Origin of the sequence: Microbacterium sp. Y-01, assembly GCF_003856715.1 — a bacterium.
GTDB lineage: Bacteria > Actinomycetota > Actinomycetes > Actinomycetales > Microbacteriaceae > Microbacterium > Microbacterium algeriense.
In genome coordinates, this window is sequence record NZ_CP024170.1 from 2,476,410 (window position 1) to 2,503,273 (window position 26,864).

21 protein-coding genes and 3 rRNA genes are annotated in these 26,864 nt (G+C 67.2%); all 24 read right to left on the reverse strand.

Annotated elements, in window-relative coordinates:
* Positions 1–54: 54 nt before the first annotated feature.
* The 24 genes from der to CSX12_RS11865 all read right to left on the reverse strand — a co-directional run bounded on the left by der (position 55) and on the right by CSX12_RS11865 (position 26,239).
* The gene (der, locus tag CSX12_RS11750; protein ID WP_225855847.1) at positions 55–1,527 is read right to left on the reverse strand and encodes a ribosome biogenesis GTPase Der; all 1,473 of its coding nucleotides are present in this window, start codon (positions 1,525–1,527) and stop codon (positions 55–57) included.
* A gap of 40 nt (positions 1,528–1,567) precedes the next feature.
* Positions 1,568–2,290 (reverse strand): (d)CMP kinase, encoded by a 723-nt coding sequence (cmk, locus tag CSX12_RS11755; RefSeq protein ID WP_124895906.1) that lies wholly within the window; start codon positions 2,288–2,290, stop codon positions 1,568–1,570.
* Positions 2,283–3,422 (reverse strand): prephenate dehydrogenase, encoded by a 1,140-nt coding sequence (locus tag CSX12_RS11760; protein WP_124895907.1) that lies wholly within the window; start codon positions 3,420–3,422, stop codon positions 2,283–2,285. The genes cmk and CSX12_RS11760 overlap by 8 nt, the downstream gene beginning before the upstream one ends.
* Positions 3,419–4,225 carry a pseudouridine synthase gene (locus tag CSX12_RS11765; protein WP_124895908.1) on the reverse strand — a complete coding sequence of 269 codons (807 nt, stop codon included), beginning with the start codon at positions 4,223–4,225 and terminating at the stop codon, positions 3,419–3,421. The genes CSX12_RS11760 and CSX12_RS11765 overlap by 4 nt, the downstream gene beginning before the upstream one ends.
* Positions 4,222–4,830: an SMC-Scp complex subunit ScpB gene (scpB, locus tag CSX12_RS11770; protein WP_017202905.1), complete on the reverse strand. Its 609-nt coding sequence runs from the start codon at positions 4,828–4,830 to the stop codon at positions 4,222–4,224. The genes CSX12_RS11765 and scpB overlap by 4 nt, the downstream gene beginning before the upstream one ends.
* On the reverse strand, positions 4,820–5,677 hold the full coding sequence (locus tag CSX12_RS11775; RefSeq protein WP_017202906.1) for a ScpA family protein: 858 nt from the start codon (positions 5,675–5,677) through the stop codon (positions 4,820–4,822). Before CSX12_RS11775 ends, scpB begins: the two co-directional genes overlap by 11 nt.
* Positions 5,661–6,494, reverse strand: coding sequence for a ParA family protein (locus CSX12_RS11780; protein WP_192576782.1), 834 nt, complete (start codon positions 6,492–6,494; stop codon positions 5,661–5,663). The genes CSX12_RS11775 and CSX12_RS11780 overlap by 17 nt, the downstream gene beginning before the upstream one ends.
* A gap of 108 nt (positions 6,495–6,602) precedes the next feature.
* Positions 6,603–7,886 (reverse strand): ABC transporter permease, encoded by a 1,284-nt coding sequence (locus CSX12_RS11785; RefSeq protein WP_124895909.1) that lies wholly within the window; start codon positions 7,884–7,886, stop codon positions 6,603–6,605.
* Positions 7,886–8,566: an ABC transporter ATP-binding protein gene (locus CSX12_RS11790; protein WP_124895910.1), complete on the reverse strand. Its 681-nt coding sequence runs from the start codon at positions 8,564–8,566 to the stop codon at positions 7,886–7,888. Before CSX12_RS11790 ends, CSX12_RS11785 begins: the two co-directional genes overlap by 1 nt.
* The gene (locus tag CSX12_RS11795) at positions 8,563–9,984 is read right to left on the reverse strand and encodes a hypothetical protein (protein WP_241160448.1); all 1,422 of its coding nucleotides are present in this window, start codon (positions 9,982–9,984) and stop codon (positions 8,563–8,565) included. The genes CSX12_RS11790 and CSX12_RS11795 overlap by 4 nt, the downstream gene beginning before the upstream one ends.
* A gap of 71 nt (positions 9,985–10,055) precedes the next feature.
* Complete coding sequence (locus tag CSX12_RS11800; protein ID WP_124895912.1) at positions 10,056–11,096, reverse strand: hypothetical protein; 1,041 nt, start codon at positions 11,094–11,096, stop codon at positions 10,056–10,058.
* Between the two features lie 98 nt (positions 11,097–11,194).
* Positions 11,195–12,097 (reverse strand): site-specific tyrosine recombinase XerD, encoded by a 903-nt coding sequence (gene xerD / locus CSX12_RS11805; RefSeq protein WP_124895913.1) that lies wholly within the window; start codon positions 12,095–12,097, stop codon positions 11,195–11,197.
* Positions 12,098–12,099: 2 nt separating this feature from the next.
* On the reverse strand, positions 12,100–12,681 hold the full coding sequence (locus CSX12_RS11810; RefSeq protein ID WP_017202913.1) for an NUDIX hydrolase: 582 nt from the start codon (positions 12,679–12,681) through the stop codon (positions 12,100–12,102).
* Positions 12,674–14,368 carry a CTP synthase gene (locus CSX12_RS11815; protein ID WP_124895914.1) on the reverse strand — a complete coding sequence of 565 codons (1,695 nt, stop codon included), beginning with the start codon at positions 14,366–14,368 and terminating at the stop codon, positions 12,674–12,676. The genes CSX12_RS11810 and CSX12_RS11815 overlap by 8 nt, the downstream gene beginning before the upstream one ends.
* A gap of 17 nt (positions 14,369–14,385) precedes the next feature.
* Positions 14,386–16,077: a DNA repair protein RecN gene (gene recN, locus CSX12_RS11820; RefSeq protein WP_124895915.1), complete on the reverse strand. Its 1,692-nt coding sequence runs from the start codon at positions 16,075–16,077 to the stop codon at positions 14,386–14,388.
* Positions 16,074–16,994 carry an NAD kinase gene (locus CSX12_RS11825; RefSeq protein ID WP_017202916.1) on the reverse strand — a complete coding sequence of 307 codons (921 nt, stop codon included), beginning with the start codon at positions 16,992–16,994 and terminating at the stop codon, positions 16,074–16,076. Before CSX12_RS11825 ends, recN begins: the two co-directional genes overlap by 4 nt.
* Entirely contained in the window at positions 16,991–17,788 is a 798-nt protein-coding gene (locus CSX12_RS11830; protein ID WP_124895916.1) for a TlyA family RNA methyltransferase, read from the reverse strand. Before CSX12_RS11830 ends, CSX12_RS11825 begins: the two co-directional genes overlap by 4 nt.
* Positions 17,785–17,961 (reverse strand): hypothetical protein, encoded by a 177-nt coding sequence (locus tag CSX12_RS11835; RefSeq protein WP_017202918.1) that lies wholly within the window; start codon positions 17,959–17,961, stop codon positions 17,785–17,787. The genes CSX12_RS11830 and CSX12_RS11835 overlap by 4 nt, the downstream gene beginning before the upstream one ends.
* A 47-nt stretch (positions 17,962–18,008) precedes the next feature.
* Positions 18,009–19,046 (reverse strand): HAD-IIA family hydrolase, encoded by a 1,038-nt coding sequence (locus CSX12_RS11840; RefSeq protein WP_124895917.1) that lies wholly within the window; start codon positions 19,044–19,046, stop codon positions 18,009–18,011.
* The gene (locus CSX12_RS11845; protein WP_241160449.1) at positions 19,046–19,810 is read right to left on the reverse strand and encodes a hypothetical protein; all 765 of its coding nucleotides are present in this window, start codon (positions 19,808–19,810) and stop codon (positions 19,046–19,048) included. The genes CSX12_RS11840 and CSX12_RS11845 overlap by 1 nt, the downstream gene beginning before the upstream one ends.
* A 20-nt stretch (positions 19,811–19,830) precedes the next feature.
* Complete coding sequence (locus tag CSX12_RS11850; RefSeq protein WP_124895918.1) at positions 19,831–20,754, reverse strand: hypothetical protein; 924 nt, start codon at positions 20,752–20,754, stop codon at positions 19,831–19,833.
* Between the two features lie 209 nt (positions 20,755–20,963).
* Positions 20,964–21,080 (reverse strand): 5S ribosomal RNA (rrf, locus tag CSX12_RS11855).
* Positions 21,081–21,188: 108 nt separating this feature from the next.
* Positions 21,189–24,293 (reverse strand): 23S ribosomal RNA (locus CSX12_RS11860).
* A gap of 422 nt (positions 24,294–24,715) precedes the next feature.
* Positions 24,716–26,239 (reverse strand): 16S ribosomal RNA (locus CSX12_RS11865).
* The 16S, 23S and 5S rRNA genes sit together here, the layout of an rRNA operon.
* Positions 26,240–26,864 lie beyond the last annotated feature (625 nt).

Genomic DNA, 26,864 nt, shown 5'->3' on the forward strand with positions numbered 1-26,864 from the left:
GCCTTTCACAGCATCCGGCCCCGGGCACCACCGCGTGTCACGCACGGGAACAGGTCAGCGCTGACGCTTCTCGCGCACGCGCATGTTGATCACGATCGGCGTGCCCTCGAACGAGTACAGCTCCCGCAGGCGTCGCTGGATGAAGCGACGGTACCCCGGGTCGAGGAATCCGGTCGTGAACAGCACGAACGTCGGCGGACGCGTCGACGCCTGCGTGCCGAACAGGATGCGCGGCTGCTTGCCGCCGCGCAGCGGGTGCGGGTGCTCGGCCACCAGTTCGGCGAGGAAGGCGTTGAACTTGCCCGTCGGGATGCGACGGTCCCAGTTCTCCAGCGCGGTCTCCAGCGCGGGCACCAGCTTGTCGAGGTGACGACCCGTCTTCGCCGAGATGTTCACGCGCGGAGCCCAGGCGACGTGCGCCAGGTCCTGCTCGATCTCGCGCTCCAGGTAGCGACGACGGTCCGCGTTCTCGAGGTCGTCGTCGTTCAGACGGTCCCACTTGTTGAACGCCAGCACCAGCGCACGGCCCGACTCCAGCACGAGGTCGATGATGCGCACGTCCTGCTCGCTGATCGACTCGGAGACATCGAGCACGACGACCGCGACCTCTGCCTTCTCCAGGGCGGCGGAGGTGCGCAGCGAGGCGTAGAAGTCCGCGCCCTGCGCCATGTGCACGCGGCGACGGATGCCGGCCGTGTCGACCAGGCGCCACATCTTCCCGCCGAGCTCGACCACCTCGTCGACCGGGTCGCGGGTGGTGCCGGCCAGATCGTTCACGACCACGCGCTCCTCGCCGGCCGCCTTGTTCAGCAGCGACGACTTGCCCACGTTCGGACGGCCGAGGATCGCGACGCGACGCGGGCCGCCGATCTCCTGCTTCGCGACGGCCGAGACCTCGGGAAGCTTCTTCAGCACCTCATCGAGCAGGTCAGCGACACCGCGACCGTGGATCGCCGACACCGGGTGCGGCTCCCCGAGACCGAGGTTCCACAGTGCTGCCGCTTCGGGCTCCTGACGGGCGTCGTCGATCTTGTTCGCGACGAGGAACACGGGCTTGCCGCTCTTGCGCAGCAGCTTGACGACGTGCTCGTCGGTCGAGGTGGCGCCCACCATCGCGTCGACGACGAACAGCACCATGTCGGCGAGGTCGATCGCGACCTCGGCCTGCGCGGCCACCGAGCGGTCGATGCCGCGGGCGTCGGGCTCCCACCCGCCGGTGTCGACGAGCGAGAACCGGCGGTCCGCCCACTCGGCCTTGTAGGTCACGCGGTCGCGCGTCACACCCGGGGTGTCCTCCACGACGGCCTCGCGGCGGCCGAGGATGCGGTTCACGAGCGCGGACTTGCCCACGTTCGGGCGCCCGACGATCGCCACCACGGGCAGCGCGGGGCTGTACTGGATGCCGTCCTCGCCGAGCGTGATGCCCGCGAGGAGCTCCGCGTCCTCATCGTCCAGCTCGTAATCGGCGAGGCCGGCGCGCAGAGTCTCCGCGCGCTGCTCGGCCAGCTGCTCGTCGAGCTGGTCCATCTTCTCGGCGAGCTGGTCGGGGCCGCCTTCGTATTCGTCGTCAGCCACGGTGTGCTCCTCGGAGTCGTTCGATCACCGTGAGCACGGCGTCGATGGTCTGGGGGAAATCGAGTTCCGTCGAATCGACGACCTCGACGCCTTCTGCGGCGTTCAGGAAGTCGACGACGGCACTGTCTGAGGCGTCGCGCTTGTGCAGCGCCGCGGCGACAGCAGCCGCGTTCTCGCCGGCGAGTTCGCCGGCACGTCGTGCGGCCCGGACTTCGGGGGCCGCGGTGAGCAGGATGCGGACGGGAGCGTCGGGGGCGACCACGGTGGTGATGTCGCGACCTTCGACCACCACGGCCGGGTACGGGGCTTCCGACACCAGTCGGCGGAACAGCTCGTTCACCTGCGCCCGCACCTCGGGCACGCGGGCGACACCGCTGACGGCACCGGAGACACGCGGGTCGCGGATGGCGTCGGTGACCTCCGCCTCCCCCACCCGCACGGTGCGGTCGTCGGGGTCGAGTCCGAGCCGGACCGGGAAGTCCGAGGCCGCGGCGCGTACGGCCTCCGCGTCGTCGGTGTCGGCGCCGCGGTCGAGGACGTGCCACGCGAGCGCGCGGTAGGCGGAACCCGTGTCGAGATAGCCGTATCCGAGGGTGCGGGCGACGGCCTTGGACACGCTGGACTTGCCGGAACCCGCCGGCCCGTCGATCGCGATGAACTTGGCGGCGTCGGTCACGGATGCCTCGCTGGTCGGTGAAGAGGAGAGGTCAGTCATTGGTGTTCCCCGCGATCCGCCAGCCGCGCTCCTGGAGTCCCGTGATCGCGCCGTGCAGCGCGGCGGGGTCGACGCTGATCTCGGCGAGGCCGAACTGCGCACCGGGCGAGTGCTCGAGCCGCAGGTCCTCGACGTTCACGCCGAGCTCGCCGAGCTCGCCGAACAGGCGTCCGAGCTGGCCGGCGGTGTCGTCGACCATGACCACGAGTGTCTCGAAGCGGCGGTTCTGCCCATGCTTGCCGGGCAGTCGTTCCACGCCGTCGTTGCCCTGACGGATCGCCTCGGCGACGATGCGTCGCGCACCGGGGGCCGCTGGCTGCCGCAGGGCGTCGGAGATCTCGCCGAGGTCGGCGGCGAGGGCGTCGAGGATCTCGACGACGGGCCCGGCGTTGGCCCCGAGGATCTGCACCCAGAGTTCCGGGGCGGACGCGGCGATGCGGGTCGTGTCGCGAACGCCCTGACCGGCCAGGCGCAGCGCGCCCTCCTCGGCGCCGGCGAGACGGGCCGCCAGCAGACTGGCCACGACCTGCGGCACGTGCGAGGTCAGCGCGACCGAACGGTCGTGCTCCTCGGGGGTCATCTCGAGCGGCATGGCGCCCACGTCCAGAGCGAGCGCCTCGACCAGGGCGAGGTCGGACGCCTTGGTCTCCTCGTCGCGGCACACGACCCAGGGTCGGCCGATGAACAGGTCGGCGCGCGCCGAGATGGCTCCACCACGCTCCCTCCCGGCGAGAGGATGCGACCCGATGTAGCGGGTGAGATCCACACCGCGGGCCCGCAGCGTGCGGAACGGCTCGAGCTTGACGCTGGCGACGTCGGTCACGACGGCCTCGGGGAAGCGCTCGAGTTCGGCCTGGATCACGTCCGCCGTGACATCCGGCGGCACCGCCACGACGATCAAGGACGGGTGGTCGTCATCCGCGGGGACACGGCCGGCGCCGTAGTCGACCGCGAGGCGCAGCTGCGCAGGCGACGCGTCGGTCAGGACGACGTCGATCCCCTTCGCCCGCAGCGCGTGACCGACGCTGGCTCCCAGGAGGCCGGCGCCCACGATGCGGACGGTGCCGGAGAGCCGGGGCGCGACGAAGCCCGCTCGCCGAGGCCCCGCGGGCGCACTCGTCGTATCGGTCATTCGTTCTCCTGCTCGCCTGGCGCCTCGGCGACACCGGAATCACGGCGCGACAGGGTCAGAAGCGCGCCGAGTTCGATTTTACTCAGTTCCCGCGCCTTCCCGGCCGGGAGGGTTCCCAGGTGGAGCGGGCCGAACTGGCGGCGGACGAGTTCGGTGACCGGGTGGCCGACCGCAGCCATCATCCGCCGCACGATGCGGTTGCGTCCCGAGTGCAGCGTCAGCTCGACGAGGCTCGACCCGCGCGACGTGTCCAGCAGCCGTGCCTTGTCCGCCGCGATGGGGCCGTCTTCCAGCTCGATGCCCTTCGTGAGCTTCGTGATCGTCTGGGGCAGCACGGTGCCCTCGACCTTCGCGATGTACACCTTGGTGACCCCGAACGAGGGGTGGGCCAGCACATGCGCGAGCGCGCCGTCGTTGGTCAGGATCAGCAGGCCGCTGGTCTCGGCGTCCAGGCGTCCGACGTTGTACAGCCGCTCCTCGTAGTCGGCGGTGAAGCGCCGCAGGTCGGGGCGCCCGTTCTCGTCCTTCATGCTGCTGACCACGCCGGTGGGCTTGTTGAGCATGACGTAGCGCTTGGAGACATCCAGCTGGATCGCGGTGCCGTCGACGTCGACGAGGTCGTTCTCCGGATCGATCCGCCTGCCGAGCTCGGAGACGACGATGCCGTTGACACGGATGCGACCCTCGACGATGTACTGCTCGACGACGCGGCGAGAGGCCACGCCTGCGGCGGCGAGCACCTTCTGCAGGCGCACACCCTCGGGTGCGGCTCCGGAGTCTGTCGAGGCGTCGAAGCCGGTCATCGGATGGTCCCTTCGTCGAATCCGTCTGCCCCGTCATCGAGCAGCGGGGAGATCGGCGGCAGCTCGTCCAGCGAGTTGATCCCGAGGTGCTGCAGCAGCGCATCGGTCGTGCCGTAGTTGATGGCGCCGGTCTCGGAGTCGGCGAACAGCTCGGTGATGAGCCCGCGCGCGAGGAGCGTGCGCACGACGGAGTCCACGTTGACCGCACGGATGGAGGCGACCTGGCTGCGCGTGACCGGCTGCTTGTAGGCGATCACGGCCAGGGTCTCGAGCGCGGCCTGCGACAGACGCGCAGGGGCCTGACCGCCGATGAACGCGGCGACGACGTCGTCGAGGTCTTCGCGCACGTACAGCCGCCAGCCGCCGCCGACCTCGCGCAGCTCGAATCCGCGGCGCGGACCCTTGCCTTCGCCGTCGTAGTCCTCGACGAGCATTTCCAGGGTCTGGCGCACGGCGGGGACCGGGGAGCCGACGGCGGCCGCCAGAGCGACCAGGCCGATCGGCTCGTCCACGATGAACAGGATCGCTTCGATGCGTTCGGCGAGAGGGATCTCCTCGGCGCCGGCCAGGTCGGCGGTGGTCTCGTCGGTCACGTCATCGGTCATAGTCGGCCCCCAGGGTCGCCAGCGTCTCGTCCGACCAGGAGTCGGCTGCCCAGCGGAGCGTCAGCTCGCCGAGCGGTTCCAGTTGTTCGAAAGACAGGGCCGCATGCCGGTACAGCTCCAGCACCGAGATGAACCGCGCCACCACGATCCCCGGCTCGCTCACGCCCGCCACGAGCTCGCGGAAGCTCACCGACTCCGTCGCACGCAAGAGGGTCACCACGATCGCCGCCTGCTCCCTGATGCTCACGAGCGGGGCATGCAGGTGGTCCAGCCCGACGTGCGGGATCTCCTTCGGGGCGAAGGCCAGCATCGCGATCGCCGCGAAGTCGTCGGCGGTCAGCGACCACACCAGCTCCGGCGTCTGGCGGCGGTGCTTCTCCTCCAGGCGGACGGCGCGCACGTGCCGCCGGTCCTCGCGCTGCAGGCAGCGGGCGAACCAGGCGGAGACCTCCTTGAACGCGCGGTACTGCAGCAGTCGTGCGAACAGCAGATCGCGCGCCTCGAGCAGGGCCACCGCCTCCGCGTCGACCAGCTCGCCCTGCGGCAGGAGCCCGGCGACCTTCATGTCGAGCAGCGTCGCCGCGACGACGAGGAACTCCGACGCCTGGTCGAGGTCCTCATCGTCGTCGAGCTCCCCGAGGTACGCGATGAACTCGTTGGTCACCGCGCTCAGCGACACCTCGGTGATGTCCATCTCGTGCTTCGAGATCAGATTCAGCAGCAGGTCGAACGGGCCGTCGAAGTTCGACAGCGAGACCCGGAACCCGGCGTCGTCCGGGGTGGCCGCATCGTCCGCGCTCTCCTCGAGCGCTGCGTCGACAGGGCTTTCGTCAGGCGACGGCGCCACGGGCGACCAGCTCCCGCGCCAGCCGCAGGTACGCCTGAGCGGCGGCGTGCTCGGGGGCGAACTCGGTGATCGGCACGCCCGACACGGAGGCGTCCGGGAACTTCACGGTGCGCCCGATCACGGTCTCCAGCACGTCATCCCCGAAGGCCTCGACGACGCGTTCCAGCACCTCGCGCGAGTGCAGCGTGCGCGGGTCGTACATGGTCGCCAGCAGCCCGTCCATCGTGATCGAGGGGTTGAGACGGTCGCGGACCTTGTCGATGGTCTCGATGAGCAGGGCGACACCGCGCAGGGCGAAGAACTCGCACTCGAGCGGGATGATGACGCCGTGCGCGGCGGTGAGCGCGTTGACGGTGAGGATGCCCAGCGACGGCTGGCAGTCGACGAGGATGACGTCGTACTCCCCCGCCACCTGGCGCAGCACGCGGGCCAGGATCGTCTCGCGGGCGACCTCGTTGACCAGGTGCACCTCCGCAGCCGACAGGTCGATGTTCGCGGGGATGACATCGAGGCCGTCGACGCTGGAGTGCACGATGGCGTCGTGGGCGTCGCGCTTGGTGTCCAGCAGCAGGTCGTAGATCGTCGGAACGTCGTGCGTGGGGATGCCCAGGCCGGCCGACAGCGCCCCCTGCGGGTCGAAGTCGACGGCGAGCACCTTCCGGCCGTACTCCGCCAGTGCAGCGGCCAGGTTGATGGACGTGGTGGTCTTGCCGACGCCGCCCTTCTGGTTGCACAGCGCGATGATGCGGGCAGGCCCGTGGGACTTCAGCGGTTCCGGAATCGGGAACCCGTGGTACGGACGGCCGGTGGGTCCCATGGGGGTCTCGTCGGCCTTCTGCGCCTTCGCCCTGGACTTCGCCACTTTCTCAGCCACCCGTTCTCCCGCTCCGTCGTGCTTGCTCGATTGTAGCGGCCGGGTCCCGGCTCAGCTGCCGCGCAACGCGGCGACGGGCTCGATGCGAGCCGCCCGGCGTGCGGGATACCAGCCGGATGCCCACCCGACCAGTGCCCCCAGGAGGACGCCGGCGATCGCCACCAGCGGGTCCGTCACGGGCGACCAGCCCTGGAGCGCCGCCACGACGATGACGGCCGCGACGCCGAGTGCCGATCCGATGATCCCCCCGATGAAGCCGATGACGACGGACTCCACCATGAACTGCGCTGCGATCTGGCGTCGCGTGGCCCCGAGCGCGCGTCGAAGGCCGATCTCCCCGATGCGCTCCATCACCGACAGCAGTGTCACGTTCGCGATGCCGAGACCCCCGGCGAGCAGGGCGATCACTCCCAGGATGAGGACCACCACGTTCACGTCCGCCTGCACGTCTCGGCTGAGGTCGGAGGAGGACGCGGGCGACCGGGCCTCCAGGGAGTCCGGGTCGTCGGGTTGGAGGGCGATCACCGCCTGCTCGGCGACCTGCGGTCCCGCGCCGAGGGCGATGCGGATCGCCAGCTCGCTCGGCGCAGCGAGGCGGAAGTCGGATCGGGCGGCACCGAGGGGGATGATGACCCCGTCCACGAGCTCCGAGCGACGCCCCATGCCCTCGACGATGCCGATCACCGAGTACGGCACTCCCGCGATGAAGATCGACGGCTGCGAGTCGACGCGATTGATCCCCATCCGCTCGGCGGCTCGCCGCCCGAGCACCGCCACCCTGTCGCCGCGCTCGTCGTGCCCCTGGTCGAAGAAGCGGCCGGTCACGACCTCGCCTTCGACGGCCTCCGGAAGCTCCGGGGTGGTCGCGAACAGCTTCGGCGGTGCCACGAGCGGCGCCGAAGGATCGTTCACCGGCACCGCCGTGATCGTCTCCCCGTCCGCCAGTTCGACCTCGCCGAGGAGAGCGGCACTCTCCACGCCGGCCAGCAGCCGCACGCGATCAGGGGAATCCCATGGCAGGCGCCCGGTCGCGACCGTGGTGCTCGCCTTGCCGGACTTCGCCTCGGCCGGGGTGACCTGGACCTGCGTCGCCGCGACGCCGTCGAACTGCCGCGCGATCTGGCCGGCGGCGGTCTGCGCGAAGCCGAGCGTCGCGACGAGCGACGCGATGCCGAGGACCGTCCCGAGGATCGTCATGACGAGTCGGGCGGGGCGGGCGCCGATGTCCGCCGTCGCCTCGGCGACGAGGTCCTGGGCCGTGAATCGGTCGGCGTGCTTCACTGCGGGCGTCAGCGTCGACACCGAGTTCTCGGTCTCCGCGGTGCGCTGACGCATCACAGCTCCGTCAACCGGCCGTCGGCGATGCGGATGGACCGCCCGGCTCGCCGCGCCACACCGTCGTCGTGCGTGATGACGACGAGCGTGAGGCCGTCGGCGTTGAGGGCTTCGAACAGGTCCATGACCTCTCCGGAGGTGCGCTGATCGAGGTTGCCGGTCGGCTCGTCCGCGAGCAGCAGCTGCGGACCGCTGACGACCGCGCGCGCGACGGCGACCCGCTGCCGCTCACCGCCCGAGAGCGCGTTCGGGGAGAAGTCGATGCGGTGGCCGAGACCGACGCGCATCAGCGCATCCCTGGCTCGCCGCTCGCGCTCCTGCCGCGGGACACCGCTGTACAGCATGGGCAGCAGGACGTTGTCGAGCACGCTGCGCCGGGGCAGCAGGTGGAAGGACTGGAAGACGAATCCGATGAACCGCGCCCTGACCGCCGCCCGCTCGTCCTCGGAGAGGTCACCGGTGAGCACTCCGGCGAGCCGGTACTCCCCCACGCTCGGGCGGTCGAGCAGCCCCAGGAGGTTGAGCATGGTCGACTTCCCGGAGCCGCTGGGCCCGACGATCGAGAGGTAGTCCCCCGCCCGCACGCTCAGCGTCGCCGACTTGAGCGCCTGCACCTCCGGCGGTCCGGGGAACGACCGCGTGACATCGCGGAGTTCGACGAGGGGTGCCGAGAGCGTCACCGCCCCACCACCACCAGATCATCCTCTGCGAGCTTCCCCTCGACGGGTGTCACCTCGACAGCGCCCTTCGCGGCGAGTCCCGGCTCGACGACCACGAGGCGCGTCTTCGCCTCGTCGCCCTCGCGCGGATCGGACTCGACCACCTCCACCCGCGACTCCCCGCCCGGCCCCGCGGTGAGCGCAGCGAGCGGGACGGAGAGGACCTCGCCGTCCGTAGCGCCGACCGCGAGCGTGACGCGGACGTTCTCGCCCTGCAGCTGCGAGATCTGCTCGGGTGTCAGCGGATCCGGATCGAGAAGCACCTCCCACCGGGACGCGCTGTCCTTTCCGGCCTCGAGCTTCGAGATCACCGCGCGATGCGGTTCTCCGTCCGGCAGCGCGAACGTCCCCTCCGCTCCGACCTTCAGCAGAGCGGCGTCCGCCTCGGCTGCGGCCCCGGTCAGACGCACGGTCGCCCCGGACACCGTCATGGCCGCTCCGGACAGCACCGATCCGCGCTCGACGTCGACCGCATCCACGCGACGCGGGAGCTCCGTCAGGTAGAGCACCTCGCTCGCGGGCAGATACGGAAGCGCCTTCTGACGCGCCTCCTCGAGTGCCTGATCGGCCGAGGCCACCTGCGCCCGTGCGGACTCGAGCGCCGCCCGCTGCGCGCCCGTGTCCTTCGCGGCATGAAGCTGCTCGCGTTCCAACTGCGCGGTCTGCAGGTCCCACTGCGCCTGCTGCACATCCTCGCCGGCAGCCTGCGCGTTCGCCACCGCCTGCTGTGCTGCCGCCACCTTGACGTCCGCCTGCCACGTCTCCACGGCACTGGGACCGGCTCCCGCCTCGTTCAACGCCTGCTGTGCCTCCGCAACACCGGCCTGCGCCGCGCGGACGCCCTCCTCCGCTGAGCGCACGCCCTCGACCGCACCGTCCTCGGGAGGGGGAACCGGGTACCCCGCCTGCGCGTACAGCTCGCCGACCGCGGCCGCCGTCGCCCCGTCGAACACATTCGACTTCACGTCGCCCACGCCGATCCCCACGCTCGTGAGGGCCTGCTTGAGCTGGAGCACGTCGGGTCCCGAGACCCCGTAGCGGAGCGTGCGGTAGGACGGAGGGCCGCCGGGCAGCACGATGACCGGACGTCCGACGACTTCCAGCGCGATCGAGAGCGGGGTGAGCGTCGCTCCGACCTCGGGGACCTGACCGGTCACCACCGCGGCGCCGGAGATCGCCGAGGTGTCGAGCTTCACTTCGACGGCATCCGCGTATCCGACGTCCGCGCGCAACGTCACGTCGTTGCTGAGCGGACCGAACTCGACCGGGGCGGTAACGAGTCCCGGTTCCGGGGCATCGGCGCTCGAGGCGTCCGGCGTCAGCAGCAGCCGGCCGACGAGCAGACCAGCGACGAGGCTCGCCACGGCGACGAGCGCCACGATCCAGAGCGTGCGATTCCGACGGAGGACTCGTCGCCATCCCCCGACACCGGACGCATCTACCCCGCCCATCACTTGCTCTGCTCGGCGGCGGCCTTGAATGCGTCGAGCTCGGCCTTGTTCTCGGCGATGAACTTCTCCTCGAGAGCGAACTGGATCCGCAGCGACCTCGTGGCGAAGGACGTCTTCTCCCGGCACTCGAGATCCACCAGCGCCAGTTCGATCTCCCGCTCCCCCAGAGCCTTCATCTCCGGGCTGTCGTTGGGGTCCTGGATGTCCGCGGCCGGGCCGTCACCCGACTCGCCGTCACCCGACTCGCCGTCGCCCGACTCGCCGTCGCCACCGGACGCCGCCTCGTAGATCTTCTCCTGCGCAGCGATGATCGACTGCCCCGCGTCCCCTTGGGCTGCGAACCCCGGTTCGCCGTGGTCGGCCATGCACGTCGCCCACTCGGCGTTCAGGTCGGCGAGCTCGGGTCCTTCCTGCGCCTCGGTCGACAGCTTCTGCAGCTTCTCCCAGAGCGCGGTGAACTCCTCGCTCTGCGCAGGGTCGTCGCCCGAGACCTCGTGCTGAGCCCAGCCCTGACATCCCGCATCCTCCCAGCGGTACTCGTACGCGCCGTCCTCGAGTTCCTCGTCCGTGGGAGAGACGCCGTAGAGCGTCTCGTAGTACGCGGTCTGCTCGGATGCGGAGAGGCTCGAGACGTATGCCGCATTCGGATCGACGGTCTCCTCGGCCGGTTCCTCCACGGGCGCTTCCGCACCCGGGCTGGTGACATAGCCGTAGCCGTACTTCTCGACCCACTCCCGCTTGTCCGGTTCCCACTCGTCACCGGTAGAGATGTCGAGACTGACATCTTGCGCCGGCGCGTATTCGAACCCCTCCTCTGCCATGCACTCCGCCATGAGGGCTTCGGACTTCGCCTGCTGTTCGGCGAACTTCTTCTGCTGCTCCTCCGGCGAAAGATCACCGCCCCATGCTGCGGACAGGTACTCGCTCAGTGGCGAGTCCTCTGGGGTGAGCTCGCCACCGGATGATGCCCCGGCGCACCCGGCGAGGGCGAGGATCGTGGCGGAGGCGGCGAGGGCCGCGAAAGGGACGGGGGAACGCATGGAGGACTCCTTGATGGCTGACGATGACCCGCGCGCATCCAGAGTAAAATGTCACATGCCACTTCCGCCATCCTCCGAGCGGATGATGTTCCGGTGAACTACCGTGCGCGGGGGTGCGATGTCGCGTAGATGTCGCGCAGAGCGTCGACCGAGACGTGCGTGTAGATCTGGGTCGTCGCGACTGAGGAGTGGCCCAGCAGCTCCTGCACCACACGGACGTCCGCGCCACCCTGCAGCAGGTGGGTCGCGAACGAATGACGGAGGGTGTGCGGCGACACGGCCGCCGTGATCTGCGCGCGCTCCGCAGCCTCGCGGATCACGAGCCAGGCGCTCTGCCGGGAGAGCGGGGCCCCGCGGGCACCGAGGAACAGCCGTGCCGATGCCCGTCCCTTCGCCGCGAGTTCCGGACGGACCCGGGTGAGGTACGCGTCGACCGCCGCACGCGCATACGAGCCGACGGGCACGATCCGCTCCTTCGAGCCCTTCCCCCGCAGTCGCAGCACGTCCCCGTGCGAGAGGTCGTCGACGTCGAGGCCGATGGCCTCCGAGACGCGGGCACCGGTCGCGTAGAGCAGCTCCAGCAGCGCGCGGTCCCGGATGCCGAGCGGCTCCTCCGCGGACGGGGCCGCGAGCAGCCGCTCGACCTGGTCGATGGTGAGCGCCTTCGGCAGCCGTCGTGGCGCCTTGGGGGGACGGAGCCGTCCGCTCGGGTCGTCGGCCTCGATCCCCTCCCGTGCGAGGAAGCGGTGCCAGCCGCGCACGGACGACTGCAGTCGCGCCAGGCTCGTCGAAGCGGGAGGGGGCTCGGCGGAGGCTCGCTCGGCGACGAAGCGGTCGATCACCGCGGGGGTCACCTCGGCGGTGTCCGTGATCCCCTCGGCGTCGAGCCACGCCCGGTAGCCCTCGAGATCGCGCCGGTACGCCGCGATGGTGTGCGCGCTCAGACCGCGCTCGACCGTGACGTGACGCAGGTACGCGTCGAGGGCACGCTCGAGCTGCATCGTCAGCTCCGGTCGCGGAGCCTCTGCGCCGTCGCCAGGACGCCGATGGAGAGCACGCCGTTCTGCATCCGACCGTCGAGCACCGCCGCGACCGCATCCGCCAACGGCACCCACTCCACGCGGATGTCGGCTTCCTCGTCCTCGCGGTGATGCGCGGCGGTGGCCGGTTCCACGCCCGTGGCGAGGAAGATCCGGATCAGCTCGTCGTTCCCGCCCGGGGTGGTCCAGGAAGCGACCAGCGGCTCCCAGTGCGCGGCGACCAGGTCGGCCTCCTCCGCGAGCTCCCGCTGTGCGGCGACCAGGGGCTCTTCGCCCTCGATGTCGAGCAGGCCGGCGGGCAGCTCCCAATCGCGGTGGCGGATGGGGTGCCGGTACTGCTGGATGAGCAGCACCCGCTCCTGGTCGTCGAGGGCGACGATCGCGACCGCGCCGGTGTGCGCGACGTATTCGCGGACGATCTCGCCGTCGCCGTAGCGCACCCGGTCGGAGCGCACGTCCCAGACGTACCCCTTGTAGACGAGGTCGCTCTGCAGGACCTCCGGCTCGAACGGCTCGTCCCGGAGATCCTCGACCGACTCAGTCATCGGCGCTGACGTCGAACAGCTCGCTCGCCCGGTGCCGCTCGATCGCCGCGCCGACGAGCCCGCGGAACAGCGGGTGCGGGTCGGTCGGACGCGAGCGCAGCTCGGGGTGCGCCTGCGTGGCGATGTAGTACGGGTGCACGTCGCGCGGCAGCTCCACGTACTCGACGAGGTCCAGCTCGGGGTTGAGGCCGGAGAACACCAGGCCGGCCTCCGACAGACGGTCGCGGTAGGCGTTGTTGACCTCGTAGCGGTGGCGGTGACGCTCGAAGGCCTCGGGGGTGCCGTAGAGCTCGCGTGCCAGCGATCCTTCCGCGAGGGCCGCCTGGTACAGGCCGAGGCGCATCGTGCCGCCGAGGTCGCCGCCGTCGAGGATGTCGACCTGCTCGGCCATCGTCGCGATCACGGGCTCCGGGGTGGCCGGGTCGAACTCGCTGGACGAGGCGCCCTCGATACCCGCGACATCGCGCGCGTACTCGATGACCATGCACTGCAGTCCCAGGCACAGGCCGAGCGTGGGGATGCCCTGCTCGCGGGCGAACTTCAGCGCGCCCAGCTTGCCCTCGATGCCGCGGATGCCGAACCCGCCGGGGACGCAGATCCCGTCGAGCTCCGCCAGGTTCTCCCGTGCCCCCTCCGGGGTCTCGCACAGGTCGGACGGGATCCAGCGGATGTTGACCTTGGTCTCCTGCGCGAAGCCGCCGGCCTTCAGGGCCTCGGTGACCGACAGGTAGGCGTCCGGCAGGTCGATGTACTTGCCGACCAGGCCGATGGTCACCTCGTGCTTGGGGTTGTGCACGGCGTGCAGCACCTTGTTCCAGCGGGTCCAGTCGACGTCGGCGGCCTTCTGGTCGAGTCCGAGGCGACGCACGATGTAGGAGTCCAGGCCCTGCTCGTTGAGCGTCGACGGGATGTCGTAGATGCTCGGCAGGTCGACCGTGTTGATGACGCCCTCGACGTCGACGTCGCACATCAGCGCGATCTTGTTGCGGTTGCTCGCGCTCACCGGGCGGTCGCTGCGCAGCACCAGGGCGTCCGGCTGGATGCCGACCTGGCGCAGCGCGGCCACGGAGTGCTGCGTGGGCTTGGTCTTCTGCTCCCCCGAAGCCCCCATGAACGGCACGAGCGAGACGTGCACGAAGAACACGCTGTCGCGGCCGAGCTCGTGCCGCAGCTGACGGGCGGACTCGAGGAACGGCTGCGACTCGATGTCGCCGACGGTGCCGCCGACCTCGGTGATGATGACGTCGGGACGCGGGTCCTCGGTCGCCTGGAGGCGCATACGGCGCTTGATCTCGTCGGTGATGTGCGGGATGACCTGCACGGTGTCGCCGAGGTACTCCCCGCGGCGCTCGCGCGCGATCACCTGCGAGTAGATCTGACCGGTGGTGACGTTGGCCGCCTCGGACAGGTTGATGTCGAGGAAGCGCTCGTAGTGTCCGATGTCCAGGTCGGTCTCGGCACCGTCATCCGTGACGAAGACCTCACCGTGCTGGAACGGGTTCATCGTGCCGGGGTCGACGTTCAGATAAGGGTCGAGCTTCTGCATCACGACCCGCAGGCCGCGGGCGGTGAGGAGGTTGCCGAGGCTGGCAGCCGTGAGGCCCTTACCCAAAGACGAAACGACACCACCAGTCACGAAGATGTGCTTGGTCGTGTCGTTCTTGGGTCCCGCAGAAGAAGAGTTCATCACGGGCTTCGATCCTATCAGGCGGAGGGGACACGGAGGCTGAGAAGTTCACGCGCATGGGTCAGCGCGGCATCCGAATCGGCGAGTCCGGACAGCAGGCGCGCCATCTCGGCCTCCCGCTCCTCCCCCTCCAGACGGCGCACACTGGACGCGGTGACCGCGCCGTCATTGGACTTCACGACGGAGAGGTGGTTTCCGGCGAACGCGGCGACCTGGGCGAGATGGGTCACCGCGATGACTTGAGACTTCTCGGCGAGTCGGGCGAGTCGCCGCCCCACCTCGATGGCCGCCGCACCGCCGATGCCGGCGTCGACCTCGTCGAAGACGAACGTGGGAACCGGGTCGGTCGCGGCGATCACGACCTCGATCGCCAGCATCACCCGGGACAGTTCGCCGCCGGAGGCGCCCTTCGCGACGGAGCGGGGTTCCGCACCCGGATGCGGAGCGAGCAGGATGGCCACGTCGTCGCGGCCGTGCGCGCTCTCGACGCCCTCGGAGACCGAGACCTCGAGTCGCGCATCGGGCATCGCGAGGGCATGCAGCTCCTCGGTGACCGCCGCGCCCAGGCGTGCAGCGGCGTCCGTGCGCGCGGCCGTCAGGGCGGCGGCGTCCGCGTCCACCTCGGCCCGCGCGGCATCGCGCTCGGCGATCAGCCGCTCGATGCGGTCGCCGTCGTCGTCGAGCTCGGCGAGGCGCGTCGAACCCGTCTGCCACAGCGTGAGCGCCTCCTCCAGCGAGCCGTGCGCACGGATGAGGATACTCAGCGCGGCGCGGCGCTCCTCGACGGCGGCCAGCTCATGCGGACCCGACTCGTCCAGGTCGGCGAGGTAGGCCGAGAGCTGACCGGCGATGTCTGCGATCCGATAGCCGATGTCGGCGAGGCTCTCGCCGATCTCGGTGAGCTTCGCGTCGGACGCCCGCTCCAGCACGCGCCGCGCCTCCGCGATGAGGGCGGAGGCGTCGGGATCGCCTTCCTCGTTCGAGAGCGCACCGTGGGCGAGGGAGGCCGCGAGGCGCAGCTCCTCCGCGTTCGCGAGGCGCTCGGCTCGCGCCGTCAGCTCCTCGTCTTCACCCGGTTCCGGCGCCGTCGCCTCGATCAGTGCCAGGTCCTCCCGCAGCCGGGCGGCCTCCTCGGCGCGACGGTCGCGGTTCTCGGTGATCTCGGCGATCTCCGCGTCGAGAGCGCGCCACCGCGCGAAGGATCCGGCGTACTTCTGCAGGGCCGCGGCGATCGGCTCGCCGCCGAACCGGTCGAGCGCGTCGCGTTGCGCGGCGGCCGAGCGCAGCCGCAGCTGCTCGGACTGGCCGTGGACCACGACGAGTTCTTCCGCGAGGGCGGACAGCACACCCGCAGGCGCCGCACGTCCGCCGACGCTCGCACGACTGCGCCCTTCCGCGCTCAGCGTGCGCGACACGTAGAGTTCGGCGCTGCCGGCACCGGCGGGCTCCAGCTCGCCACCCGCGTCCGCGACGATCTCCGCGACATCGCCGCTATCGGGGACGATCCACACCCCGGCGACCGAGGCCTGAGCGGCGCCCGCGCGCACGGCGCCGGAGTCCGCACGCTGACCGAGCAGCAGCCCGAGCCCGGTGACGACCATGGTCTTGCCCGCGCCCGTCTCACCGGTGATCGCGGTGAACCCGGGGCCGAGGGGCAGGACGGCGTCGGCGATGACGCCGAGGCCCTGCATCCGCATCTCCTCGATCATGACGACTTCCCCGGTTCCTGCCCGCGCCAGCCCTCGACCGGGAGCTGGAACTTGCGCACGAGGCGGTTCGTGAAGGCGGTCGGGTGCAGCCGCGCGAGGCGCACCGGTCGCGAGGAGCGGCGCACCACGACCCGCGCACCGGGCGGCAGGTCGTGCGAGCGGCGACCGTCGCACCAGAGGATGCCGGAGCCGTCGGTGCGCTCGAGCATCTCGATCGCGACCGCGGCGTCGGGGCTGACGACGAGCGGCTTGGCGAACAGGGCGTGCGCCGACAGCGGCACCACCGCGATCGCTTCCACGCTCGGCCAGATCACCGGTCCCCCGGCGGAGAAGTTGTAGGCCGTGGAGCCGGTCGGCGTCGAGATGACCATCCCGTCGCAGCCGAAGCTGGACAGCGGGCGGCCGTCGATCTCGAGGACGACCTCGATCATGCGTTCGCGGCTCGCCTTCTCGACCGTCGCCTCGTTCAGCGCCCAGGTCTCGAAGACGACCGCGCCGGCGGCGTCCTTCACGCGCACGGAGAGCGCGAGTCGCTCCTCGACCTCGTAGTCCCGGGCGATCACGCGGCGGACGGCGTCATCCATGTCGTCGCGATCGATCTCCGCGAGGAATCCGACATGCCCCATGTTGATGCCGAGCACGGGTGCCCCGCCGTCGCGGACCAGCTCGGCTGCGCGCAGGATGGTGCCGTCCCCGCCCAGCACGATCGCCAGTTCGAGATCGGCGGGATCGGCGGAGACGTCGAGCACGTCGGCGTCGGCGAAGAACGGGTCGACGGCCACGAGTGCCTGATGGTCCTCCGCGGCCAGGACGGGCCGTGCACCGGCACCGCGCAGGGCGTCGATCACCCGTCGGGCGGCCTCCACCGTGTCCACGCGCCCGGCGTGGGCGACGACCAGGATACTGCGCTCGTTCATCGTCCTCCTGCCAGTCGATTGATGCTGTCCAGCCATTCTGTCGGATTGCTCCCGCGCCCAGGCGCGAGGTGCACCAGATACTCCGCGTTGCCGTGCGTGCCGAGGATCGGGGAGGGAAGGATCCCCAGCATCCCGAGCCCGGCGTCCCACGCGCTCCACACGCTGCGGGCGACCGCGTCGGCGCGTGTGGCGGGGTCGGTGACGAGACCGCCGCGCACGGCCGTTCGGCCGACCTCGAACTGCGGCTTCACGAGCAGGATCACATCGGATTCCGGCGCGCACACACCCGCGACGGCCGGCAGCACGAGCTCGAGGGAGATGAAGGAGAGATCGCCGACGACGACATCGGGCGCTGCGGCCTCGCCCGTGGCCGCGGCGAGGTTCTCGGGGGTCATGTGGCGGACGTTGTAGCCCTCGACTGCGATGACTCCGGGATCCGCGGCGATCACGGGAGCGAGCTGGCCGTGGCCGACGTCGACGGCGAGGACCTTCCGCGCGCCGCGCTCGCGCAGAACCTGCGTGAAACCGCCCGTCGACGCGCCCATGTCCAGGGCGAGCCTGCCCTCGACCGCGACGCCGAACCCGTCGAGACCCGCGATGAGCTTGTGCGCAGCGCGACCGACGTAGTGGTCGGCGCCGGCGATGGTGATGTCGGCAGCATCGTCCACGGACGTCGATGCCTTGACCACGGGGCGGCCGTCGACGCTCACGAGCCCTTCAGAGATCAGGGTGGCCGCATGCGTGCGCGAACGGGCGAGTCCTCGGGCGGCGAGGGCAGCGTCGAGTCGCGTCATCGGGATCCCGGAGTCTCCCGCTGGTCGAGCTTCGCGCCGCTCTCGAGGCGGCGGGAGAGCTCGTCGTGCAAGGCGGAATACGCCTCGGCGCGTGCCGTCAGAGGCTGCCCCTCGATCAGACGCAGACGACTCCACAAGCCGTCGGTCGGCGCACTGGTCGTCTCTTCGCTCACGTCTCTACTGTACGCGGACCCTCCGACGGGAGGCGGAGCCACGCGCCTCAGGGACGGTGGAAGGGATCGTCGTAGAGGCGCTCGGGGACGCGCAGCACGAACACCGGAGTGCCGGAGGCCCAGATGGCCGCGGCGCCCGCGCGCAGGAGGTCGATCTGCGCACCCGAGTCGGACACGATCTCCACGTCCGCACCCGAGACCCGCACCGCGGCGCCGTTGACGTGGAAGACGCCGTCCTGCTCCACGACCTCGGGGTAGGGCGCGTGCAGCTCGCGGAGATCCCCGAGGATGAACGTCGGACGCGACCCCTCGGGCGCCGCGAGGACATGCTTGGGGCGATCGATGCCGGTGAGCACGAGCACGGAGTCGATACCGACCCGATTCGCACCCATGATGTCGGTGTCGAGACGGTCGCCGATGAAGAGGGCCTTCCGTGCGCCGAAGCGGGCCAGCGCCTCTTCGAAGATCGGCTTTTCCGGTTTTCCTGCGACGGTCGCCAGCCGGCCGACCGCGGTGTGCACGGCCGACACGAGAGTGCCGTTGCCCGGGGCGACGCCGCGTTCCCGAGGAATCGTCCAATCGGTGTTCGTGGCGATCCAGGGGATGCCACCCTCTTCCTCGGGCAGCTTGAGCGCGAAGGCCGCTTCTGCCAGGTCCGTCCAGGCCACCTCGGGAGCGAAACCCTGCACGACTGCGCTCGGTGCGTCGTCAGCACTGCGGGTCACGGTGTACCCGGCCTTCTGCACCTCGTCGACGAGCCCGTCGCCGCCGATCACGAGGATCGTCGCGGGCGCCGGGATGATCTCCGCCATCAGCCGCATGGCCGCCTGCGGGCTGGTGACCACATCCGAGGGCCCGACGCGCAGGCCCAGGCTGCTCAGGTGCTCGGCGACCGAGGCATCGGTGCGCGAGGCGTTGTTCGTGATGTAGCCGAGGCGCACGGACTCCGCCGCCTGATTGAGGCTGTCCACGGCGAACGGCAGTGCGCCCGGACCGGCATAGACCACGCCGTCGAGGTCGGCGAGGACGGTGTCCACCCCGTCCAGGGGCGTGCGCAGCGGACGCTTCCGCGAGAAGAGTGCCACTACGCCTCCGGCTCCGCCTCGTCGGACTCGTCCTCACCGAGGAGCTCGCGCACCTCATCCTCGACAGTCGGCTCCGTCACGGTGGATTCGGGTTCAGCCTCGGTGGTCTCGACCGCTGGCGCGGACTCGTCCGCGGGATCGGTCTCGTCCGCGGGTTCGGTCTCGTCCGCGAAGTCGTCCTCGCCCTCGATGAGGCTGTCCTCGATGAAGATCTCCTCGTCGCCGGCCTCATCGACGCCCAGAGCCTGGGCCGCGACCTCGGCACGGTGCGACCAGAACTCCGCCTCGTCGTCGCGTCCGAGATCCTCGAGCACGGCCGCACGCGCTGCGAACAGGGCGGGGCTCCACTCGAACGCGCGATCGGGATCGAGCTCCGGGATCTCGAGTTCACCGAGCGCGAGCTCGAGATCACCCTGGTCCAGTCGCGCGCCGGACATGGCGATCGCGAGGGCGACGCGGACCGGCGTCTCGAGCGCGGAGCGATCCACGGCACGGCCCGTCTCGAGCGCACGATCGGGACGACCGATCCCGCGCTCGCTGTCGACCATCAGCGCGATCTGGTCGTCCTTGCCCGAGATGCGACGGTAGGTGCGGAGCTCTCGGAGCGCGAGAGCGAAGTCGCCCGTCGCGTAGGCAGTGATCCCGAGAGTCTCGCGGACGATGGCGATGCGGCCGGCCCGTCGAGAAGCCGCCAGCGCATGCTCGTGCGCGAGTGCGGGATCCTCATCGATGAGCCGCGACGCCATGGCCAGGTGACGGGCCACGTGCTCCGCGTTCTCCTTGCTCAGCGTCTTGAGCTCGTTGCGGGCGGCGCCGTTGAGGTCGCGCGCCGTGACGTCATCGGGGATGTGCGGCTCATCGAACCGGGGACGCTCGTTGGCCGCCTGCGCCGGACGCTCACGACCCGCTCCCCCGCGCTGCGGGAACGAACGGCCGCGATCGCCGGCTTCGCGACGCGGGGCATTACCATCACGGTTGTACCCGCCCTCACGGCGAGGAGCACCACCGTCACGGCTGTACCCACCCTCGCGACGAGGAGCGCCACCGTCACGGCTGTATCCACCCTCGCGACGAGGAGCGCCACCATCACGGCGAGGGGCGCCACCATCACGGCGAGGAGCGCCGCCATCACGGCGAGGAGCGCCGCCATCACGGCGAGGAGCGCCGCCATCACGGTTGTACCCACCCTCACGACGCGGGCCGCCACCGTCACGGCTGTACCCACCCTCACGACGCGGGCCGCCACCGTCACGGTTGTACCCACCCTCACGACGCGGGCCGCCACCGTCACGGCTGTACCCACCCTCACGACGCGGGCCGCCACCGTCACGGCTGTACCCACCCTCACGACGCGGGCCGCCACCGTCACGGTTGTACCCACCCTCACGACGCGGGCCGCCACCATCACGGCTGTACCCACCCTCACGACGCGGGCCGCCACCGTCACGGTTGTACCCACCCTCACGACGCGGGCCGCCACCATCACGGCTGTACCCGCCGCCTTCGCGACGCGGAGCACCACCCTCACGGTTGTACCCGCCGCCTTCGCGACGCGGGCCGCCGCCATCACGGCGAGGAGCGCCACCGTCGCGGTTGTAACCGCCCTCGCGGCGCGGAGCACCACCGTCGCGGTTGTACCCACCTTCGCGACGCGGGGCGCCACCGTCACGGCTGTACCCACCCTCGCGACGCGGCGCGCCACCATCACGGCTGTAGCCGCTGGCGCCGTCACGGCGCGGGCGGTCGTTGTCGCGGCTGCGATCGGAGCGTGCTCCGGAAGAGCGTTCTCCGCGCGATCCCTTGTCGTCGTTGCGACGCGGACGGCGCTGTTCCTCTTCCGGCATGATGCTCCCTGTTCTCTTCGTCTCAAACGCAAAATGGCCACCCAACGATGGGTGGCCATTTTGTTTAAAAGGAGTCCGGCGGTGTCCTACTCTCCCACAGGGTCCCCCCTGCAGTACCATCGGCGCTGTGAGGCTTAGCTTCCGGGTTCGGAATGTAACCGGGCGTTTCCCTCACGCTATGGCCGCCGAAACACTATTGATGTTTCAATCAAACACATAACAAAGTCATTGTTGTTATGCGGTTCTCGACCGTACATCGAGAACCACTCAGTGGACGCGTAGCACCAACAAACGGTGTGTTATCAAGTCATCGGCTTATTAGTACCAGTCAGCTGCATGCATTGCTGCACTTCCACATCTGGCCTATCAACCCAGTAGTCTGGCTGGGAGCCTCTCACCCGAAGGTATGGAAGTCTCATCTTGAGGCCGGCTTCCCGCTTAGATGCTTTCAGCGGTTATCCATCCCGAACGTAGCTAATCAGCGGTGCTCCTGGCGGAACAACTGACACACCAGAGGTTCGTCCAACCCGGTCCTCTCGTACTAGGGTCAGATCCTCTCAAACTTCCTACGCGCGCAGCGGATAGGGACCGAACTGTCTCACGACGTTCTAAACCCAGCTCGCGTACCGCTTTAATGGGCGAACAGCCCAACCCTTGGGACCTACTCCAGCCCCAGGATGCGACGAGCCGACATCGAGGTGCCAAACCATGCCGTCGATATGGACTCTTGGGCAAGATCAGCCTGTTATCCCCGAGGTACCTTTTATCCGTTGAGCGACAGCGCTTCCACAAGCCACTGCCGGATCACTAGTCCCGACTTTCGTCCCTGCTCGACCTGTCAGTCTCACAGTCAAGCTCCCTTGTGCACTTACACTCGACACCTGATTGCCAACCAGGTTGAGGGAACCTTTGGGCGCCTCCGTTACTTTTTGGGAGGCAACCGCCCCAGTTAAACTACCCACCAGGCACTGTCCCTGAACCGGATTACGGTTCGAAGTTAGATATCCAGAGTGACCAGAGTGGTATTTCAACAATGACTCCACACGAACTGGCGTCCATGCTTCAAAGTCTCCCACCTATCCTACACAAGCCACACCGAACACCAATACCAAGCTGTAGTAAAGGTCACGGGGTCTTTCCGTCCTGCTGCGCGTAACGAGCATCTTTACTCGTAATGCAATTTCGCCGAGTTCGCGGTTGAGACAGTTGGGAAGTCGTTACGCCATTCGTGCAGGTCGGAACTTACCCGACAAGGAATTTCGCTACCTTAGGATGGTTATAGTTACCACCGCCGTTTACTGGGGCTTAAATTCTCAGCTTCGCCTTGCGGCTAACCGGTCCTCTTAACCTTCCAGCACCGGGCAGGCGTCAGTCCGTATACATCGTCTTGCGACTTGGCACGGACCTGTGTTTTTAGTAAACAGTCGCTACCCACTAGTCTCTGCGGCCACCACGCCCTTTTCCCAGCAAGTGGGTATAAGCGGATGGCCCCCCTTCTCCCGAAGTTACGGGGGCATTTTGCCGAGTTCCTTAACCACGATTCTCTCGATCTCCTTGGTATTCTCTACCTGACCACCTGAGTCGGTTTGGGGTACGGGCGGCTAGAACCTCGCGTCGATGCTTTTCTCGGCAGCATAGGATCACCCACTTTTTATCCGCATCGTGTCTCAGCCTGTATGAGTCGCGGATTTGCCTACGACTCGGCCTACGCACTTGCACCAGGACAACCATCGCCTGGCTTGGGCTACCTTCCTGCGTCACACCTGTTAATACGCTAACCGCACCAGCATGGGGTCGTGCGCTAGGCCCAGAGCGTCACCCCGAAGGGATCAGTCACTGGGATTCAGACACTTAGCACTACTGGATTAGCTTGGGCGGTTCTTCGCCGGTACGGGAATATCAACCCGTTGTCCATCGACTACGCCTGTCGGCCTCGCCTTAGGTCCCGACTTACCCAGGGAAGATTAGCTTGACCCTGGAACCCTTGGTCTTTCGGAGGACGTGTTTCTCACACGTCATTCGCTACTCATGCCTGCATTCTCACTCGTGTAGCCTCCACGGCTGGTTTCCACCGCCGCTTCGCTGGCCACACGACGCTCTCCTACCCATCAACACGGCTGGACCACGAAGGCCTACCAATAATGTCAATGCCACAACTTCGGTGGCGTGCTTGAGCCCCGTTACATTGTCGGCGCGGAATCACTTGACCAGTGAGCTATTACGCACTCTTTCAAGGGTGGCTGCTTCTAAGCCAACCTCCTGGTTGTCAGAGCAACTCCACATCCTTTCCCACTTAGCACGCGCTTTGGGACCTTAGTTGGTGGTCTGGGTTGTTTCCCTCTCGACTATGAAGCTTATCCCCCACAGTCTCACTGCTGCGCTCTCACTTACCGGCATTCGGAGTTTGGCTGACGTCAGTAACCTTGTAGGGCCCATCGGCCATCCAGTAGCTCTACCTCCGGCAAGAAACACGCAACGCTGCACCTAAATGCATTTCGGAGAGAACCAGCTATCACGAAGTTTGATTGGCCTTTCACCCCTATCCACAGCTCATCCCCTCAGTTTTCAACCTAAGTGGGTTCGGTCCTCCACGACGTCTTACCGTCGCTTCAACCTGGCCATGGATAGATCACTTCGCTTCGGGTCTAGGACATGCGACTGAATCGCCCTATTCAGACTCGCTTTCGCTACGGCTACCCCACACGGGTTAACCTCGCCACATATCGCTAACTCGCAGGCTCATTCTTCAAAAGGCACGCTGTCACCCCTACTAAGGAGGCTCCAACGGTTTGTAAGCAAACGGTTTCAGGTACTATTTCACTCCCCTCCCGGGGTACTTTTCACCTTTCCCTCACGGTACTTGTCCGCTATCGGTCATCTGGGAGTATTTAGGCTTATCAGGTGGTCCTGACAGATTCACACGGGATTTCACGGGCCCCGTGCTACTTGGGATACTCTTCGCGCCAAGAGAGGCATTTCGACTACGGGGTTGGCACCCTCTATGACCGGCCTTTCAAGACCGTTCGTCTATACCTTCTTGTAACGCCGCCACCTCGGCAGAGATGACTGAAAAGTCCCACAACCCCCAACGTGCAACGCCTGCCGGCTATCACACACGCTCGGTTTAGCCTGTTCCGGTTTCGCTCGCCACTACTAACGGAATCGCGGTTGCTTTCTCTTCCTGTGGGTACTGAGATGTTTCACTTCCCCACGTTCCCTCTACCCGCCCTATATATTCAGGCGGGAGTCACTAGGTCGGCACGCCGCCCAGCGGGGTTTCCCCATTCGGACACCCTCGGATCAAAACTTGCTTATCAGTTCCCCGAGGCTTATCGCAGATTGCTACGTCCTTCTTCGGCTCCAGATGCCAAGGCATCCACCGTTTGCTCTTAAAGACTTGAAATCACATGAGTTTGAATCAAAAACTCGACCCCATCCGAAGATGGAATCAGAAATTGACTAATGATCTTTAAGATCATCTTGTGCAACAACCCGAAGGCTGCTGCAAGATGCTCGCGTCCACTGTGTAGTTCTCAAAGTACGGGCGGTCCCTCCATCCGCAACCCCAACCGGGGAAACAGAAAGAGGCCCAGAGTAACCGACTGTGCACTCGACCCGAAGGCCAGTGCGCATCCGGTCCCTCAGGACCCAACAGCGTGCAGGCACCGGTCCCCTCACCCAGAACCTTCCAACCACCGAAGCGGCGTACTAGTTCCGAGATCAGATCTCGATGCCATGTCAAATGTTCCACCCATGAGCTCCCAGCGAAGAACGTATGCCTTCGATCTGGGTTCTGGACACCCGGAGGTGTCAGATGCTCCTTAGAAAGGAGGTGATCCAGCCGCACCTTCCGGTACGGCTACCTTGTTACGACTTAGTCCTAATTACCGATCCCACCTTCGACGGCTCCCTCCACAAGGGTTAGGCCACCGGCTTCAGGTGTTACCGACTTTCATGACTTGACGGGCGGTGTGTACAAGACCCGGGAACGTATTCACCGCAGCGTTGCTGATCTGCGATTACTAGCGACTCCGACTTCATGAGGTCGAGTTGCAGACCTCAATCCGAACTGGGACCGGCTTTTTGGGATTCGCTCCACCTCGCGGTATTGCAGCCCTTTGTACCGGCCATTGTAGCATGCGTGAAGCCCAAGACATAAGGGGCATGATGATTTGACGTCATCCCCACCTTCCTCCGAGTTGACCCCGGCAGTATCCCATGAGTTCCCACCATTACGTGCTGGCAACATAGAACGAGGGTTGCGCTCGTTGCGGGACTTAACCCAACATCTCACGACACGAGCTGACGACAACCATGCACCACCTGTTTACGAGTGTCCAAAGAGTTGACCATTTCTGGCCCGTTCTCGTATATGTCAAGCCTTGGTAAGGTTCTTCGCGTTGCATCGAATTAATCCGCATGCTCCGCCGCTTGTGCGGGTCCCCGTCAATTCCTTTGAGTTTTAGCCTTGCGGCCGTACTCCCCAGGCGGGGAACTTAATGCGTTAGCTGCGTCACGGAATCCGTGGAATGGACCCCACAACTAGTTCCCAACGTTTACGGGGTGGACTACCAGGGTATCTAAGCCTGTTTGCTCCCCACCCTTTCGCTCCTCAGCGTCAGTTACGGCCCAGAGATCTGCCTTCGCCATCGGTGTTCCTCCTGATATCTGCGCATTCCACCGCTACACCAGGAATTCCAATCTCCCCTACCGCACTCTAGTCTGCCCGTACCCACTGCAGGCCGGAGGTTGAGCCTCCGGATTTCACAGCAGACGCGACAAACCGCCTACGAGCTCTTTACGCCCAATAATTCCGGATAACGCTTGCGCCCTACGTATTACCGCGGCTGCTGGCACGTAGTTAGCCGGCGCTTTTTCTGCAGGTACCGTCACTTTCGCTTCTTCCCTGCTAAAAGAGGTTTACAACCCGAAGGCCGTCATCCCTCACGCGGCGTTGCTGCATCAGGCTTGCGCCCATTGTGCAATATTCCCCACTGCTGCCTCCCGTAGGAGTCTGGGCCGTGTCTCAGTCCCAGTGTGGCCGGTCACCCTCTCAGGCCGGCTACCCGTCGACGCCTTGGTGAGCCATTACCTCACCAACAAGCTGATAGGCCGCGAGCCCATCCCCAACCGAAATTCTTTCCAGACGCAGACCATGCGATCACGTCACATATCCAGTATTAGACGCCGTTTCCAGCGCTTATCCCAGAGTCAGGGGCAGGTTGCTCACGTGTTACTCACCCGTTCGCCACTGATCCCACAGAGCAAGCTCCGTGTTCACCGTTCGACTTGCATGTGTTAAGCACGCCGCCAGCGTTCATCCTGAGCCAGGATCAAACTCTCCGTAAAAAAGAAATGCATACCCACACCGGGAAAACGATGGGGCAGCGAGTTTGATGCTGACCAAAGAGATAAATTCATTGCTGACTTCATCCATTGCCAGCCCCCGGAAGGGCTGGTCTTTGATCCAAAGGAATTCTCAACTAGCCGAAGCTAGACGAGGATAATTTGGCATTTGACAAGTGCACGCTGTTGAGTTCTCAAGGATCGGATGCTCCCACGACCCAGTCATCACAACCAGGCCCGCAGGGCAACTTCTCTATCTTACCCACCCTGTCGTGCTTGTCAAATCGACGCGCCCGGCGAATCAGCGATCCGCTGCGCAGCTGATGACAGCCACAGAAGGGGTGGATCTCCCATCCTAGACGCAAGCGTCTGATCTCTCAAGAGAGAAGGATGTGTGGGAGTGGTTCTCCGCTTGAGGGGGGTGAACCTCTCGGCTCCTCCGCTTCCCTGTGGGGCGAACAAGTAATAAGTTACGTGGGTTCCGGGGTTCTGGCAAATCGAGCCCCACCTCCCGGGCGTGTCGCCGCGCTCGCTTCGCCGGAGTCCCCTGATCAGCGCGCGTTTCGACCGGCAGCAGCCGCGGGAGTACGATCGCGGCCATGTCCTCCTCCGCGGCTAAGCCCCCTCG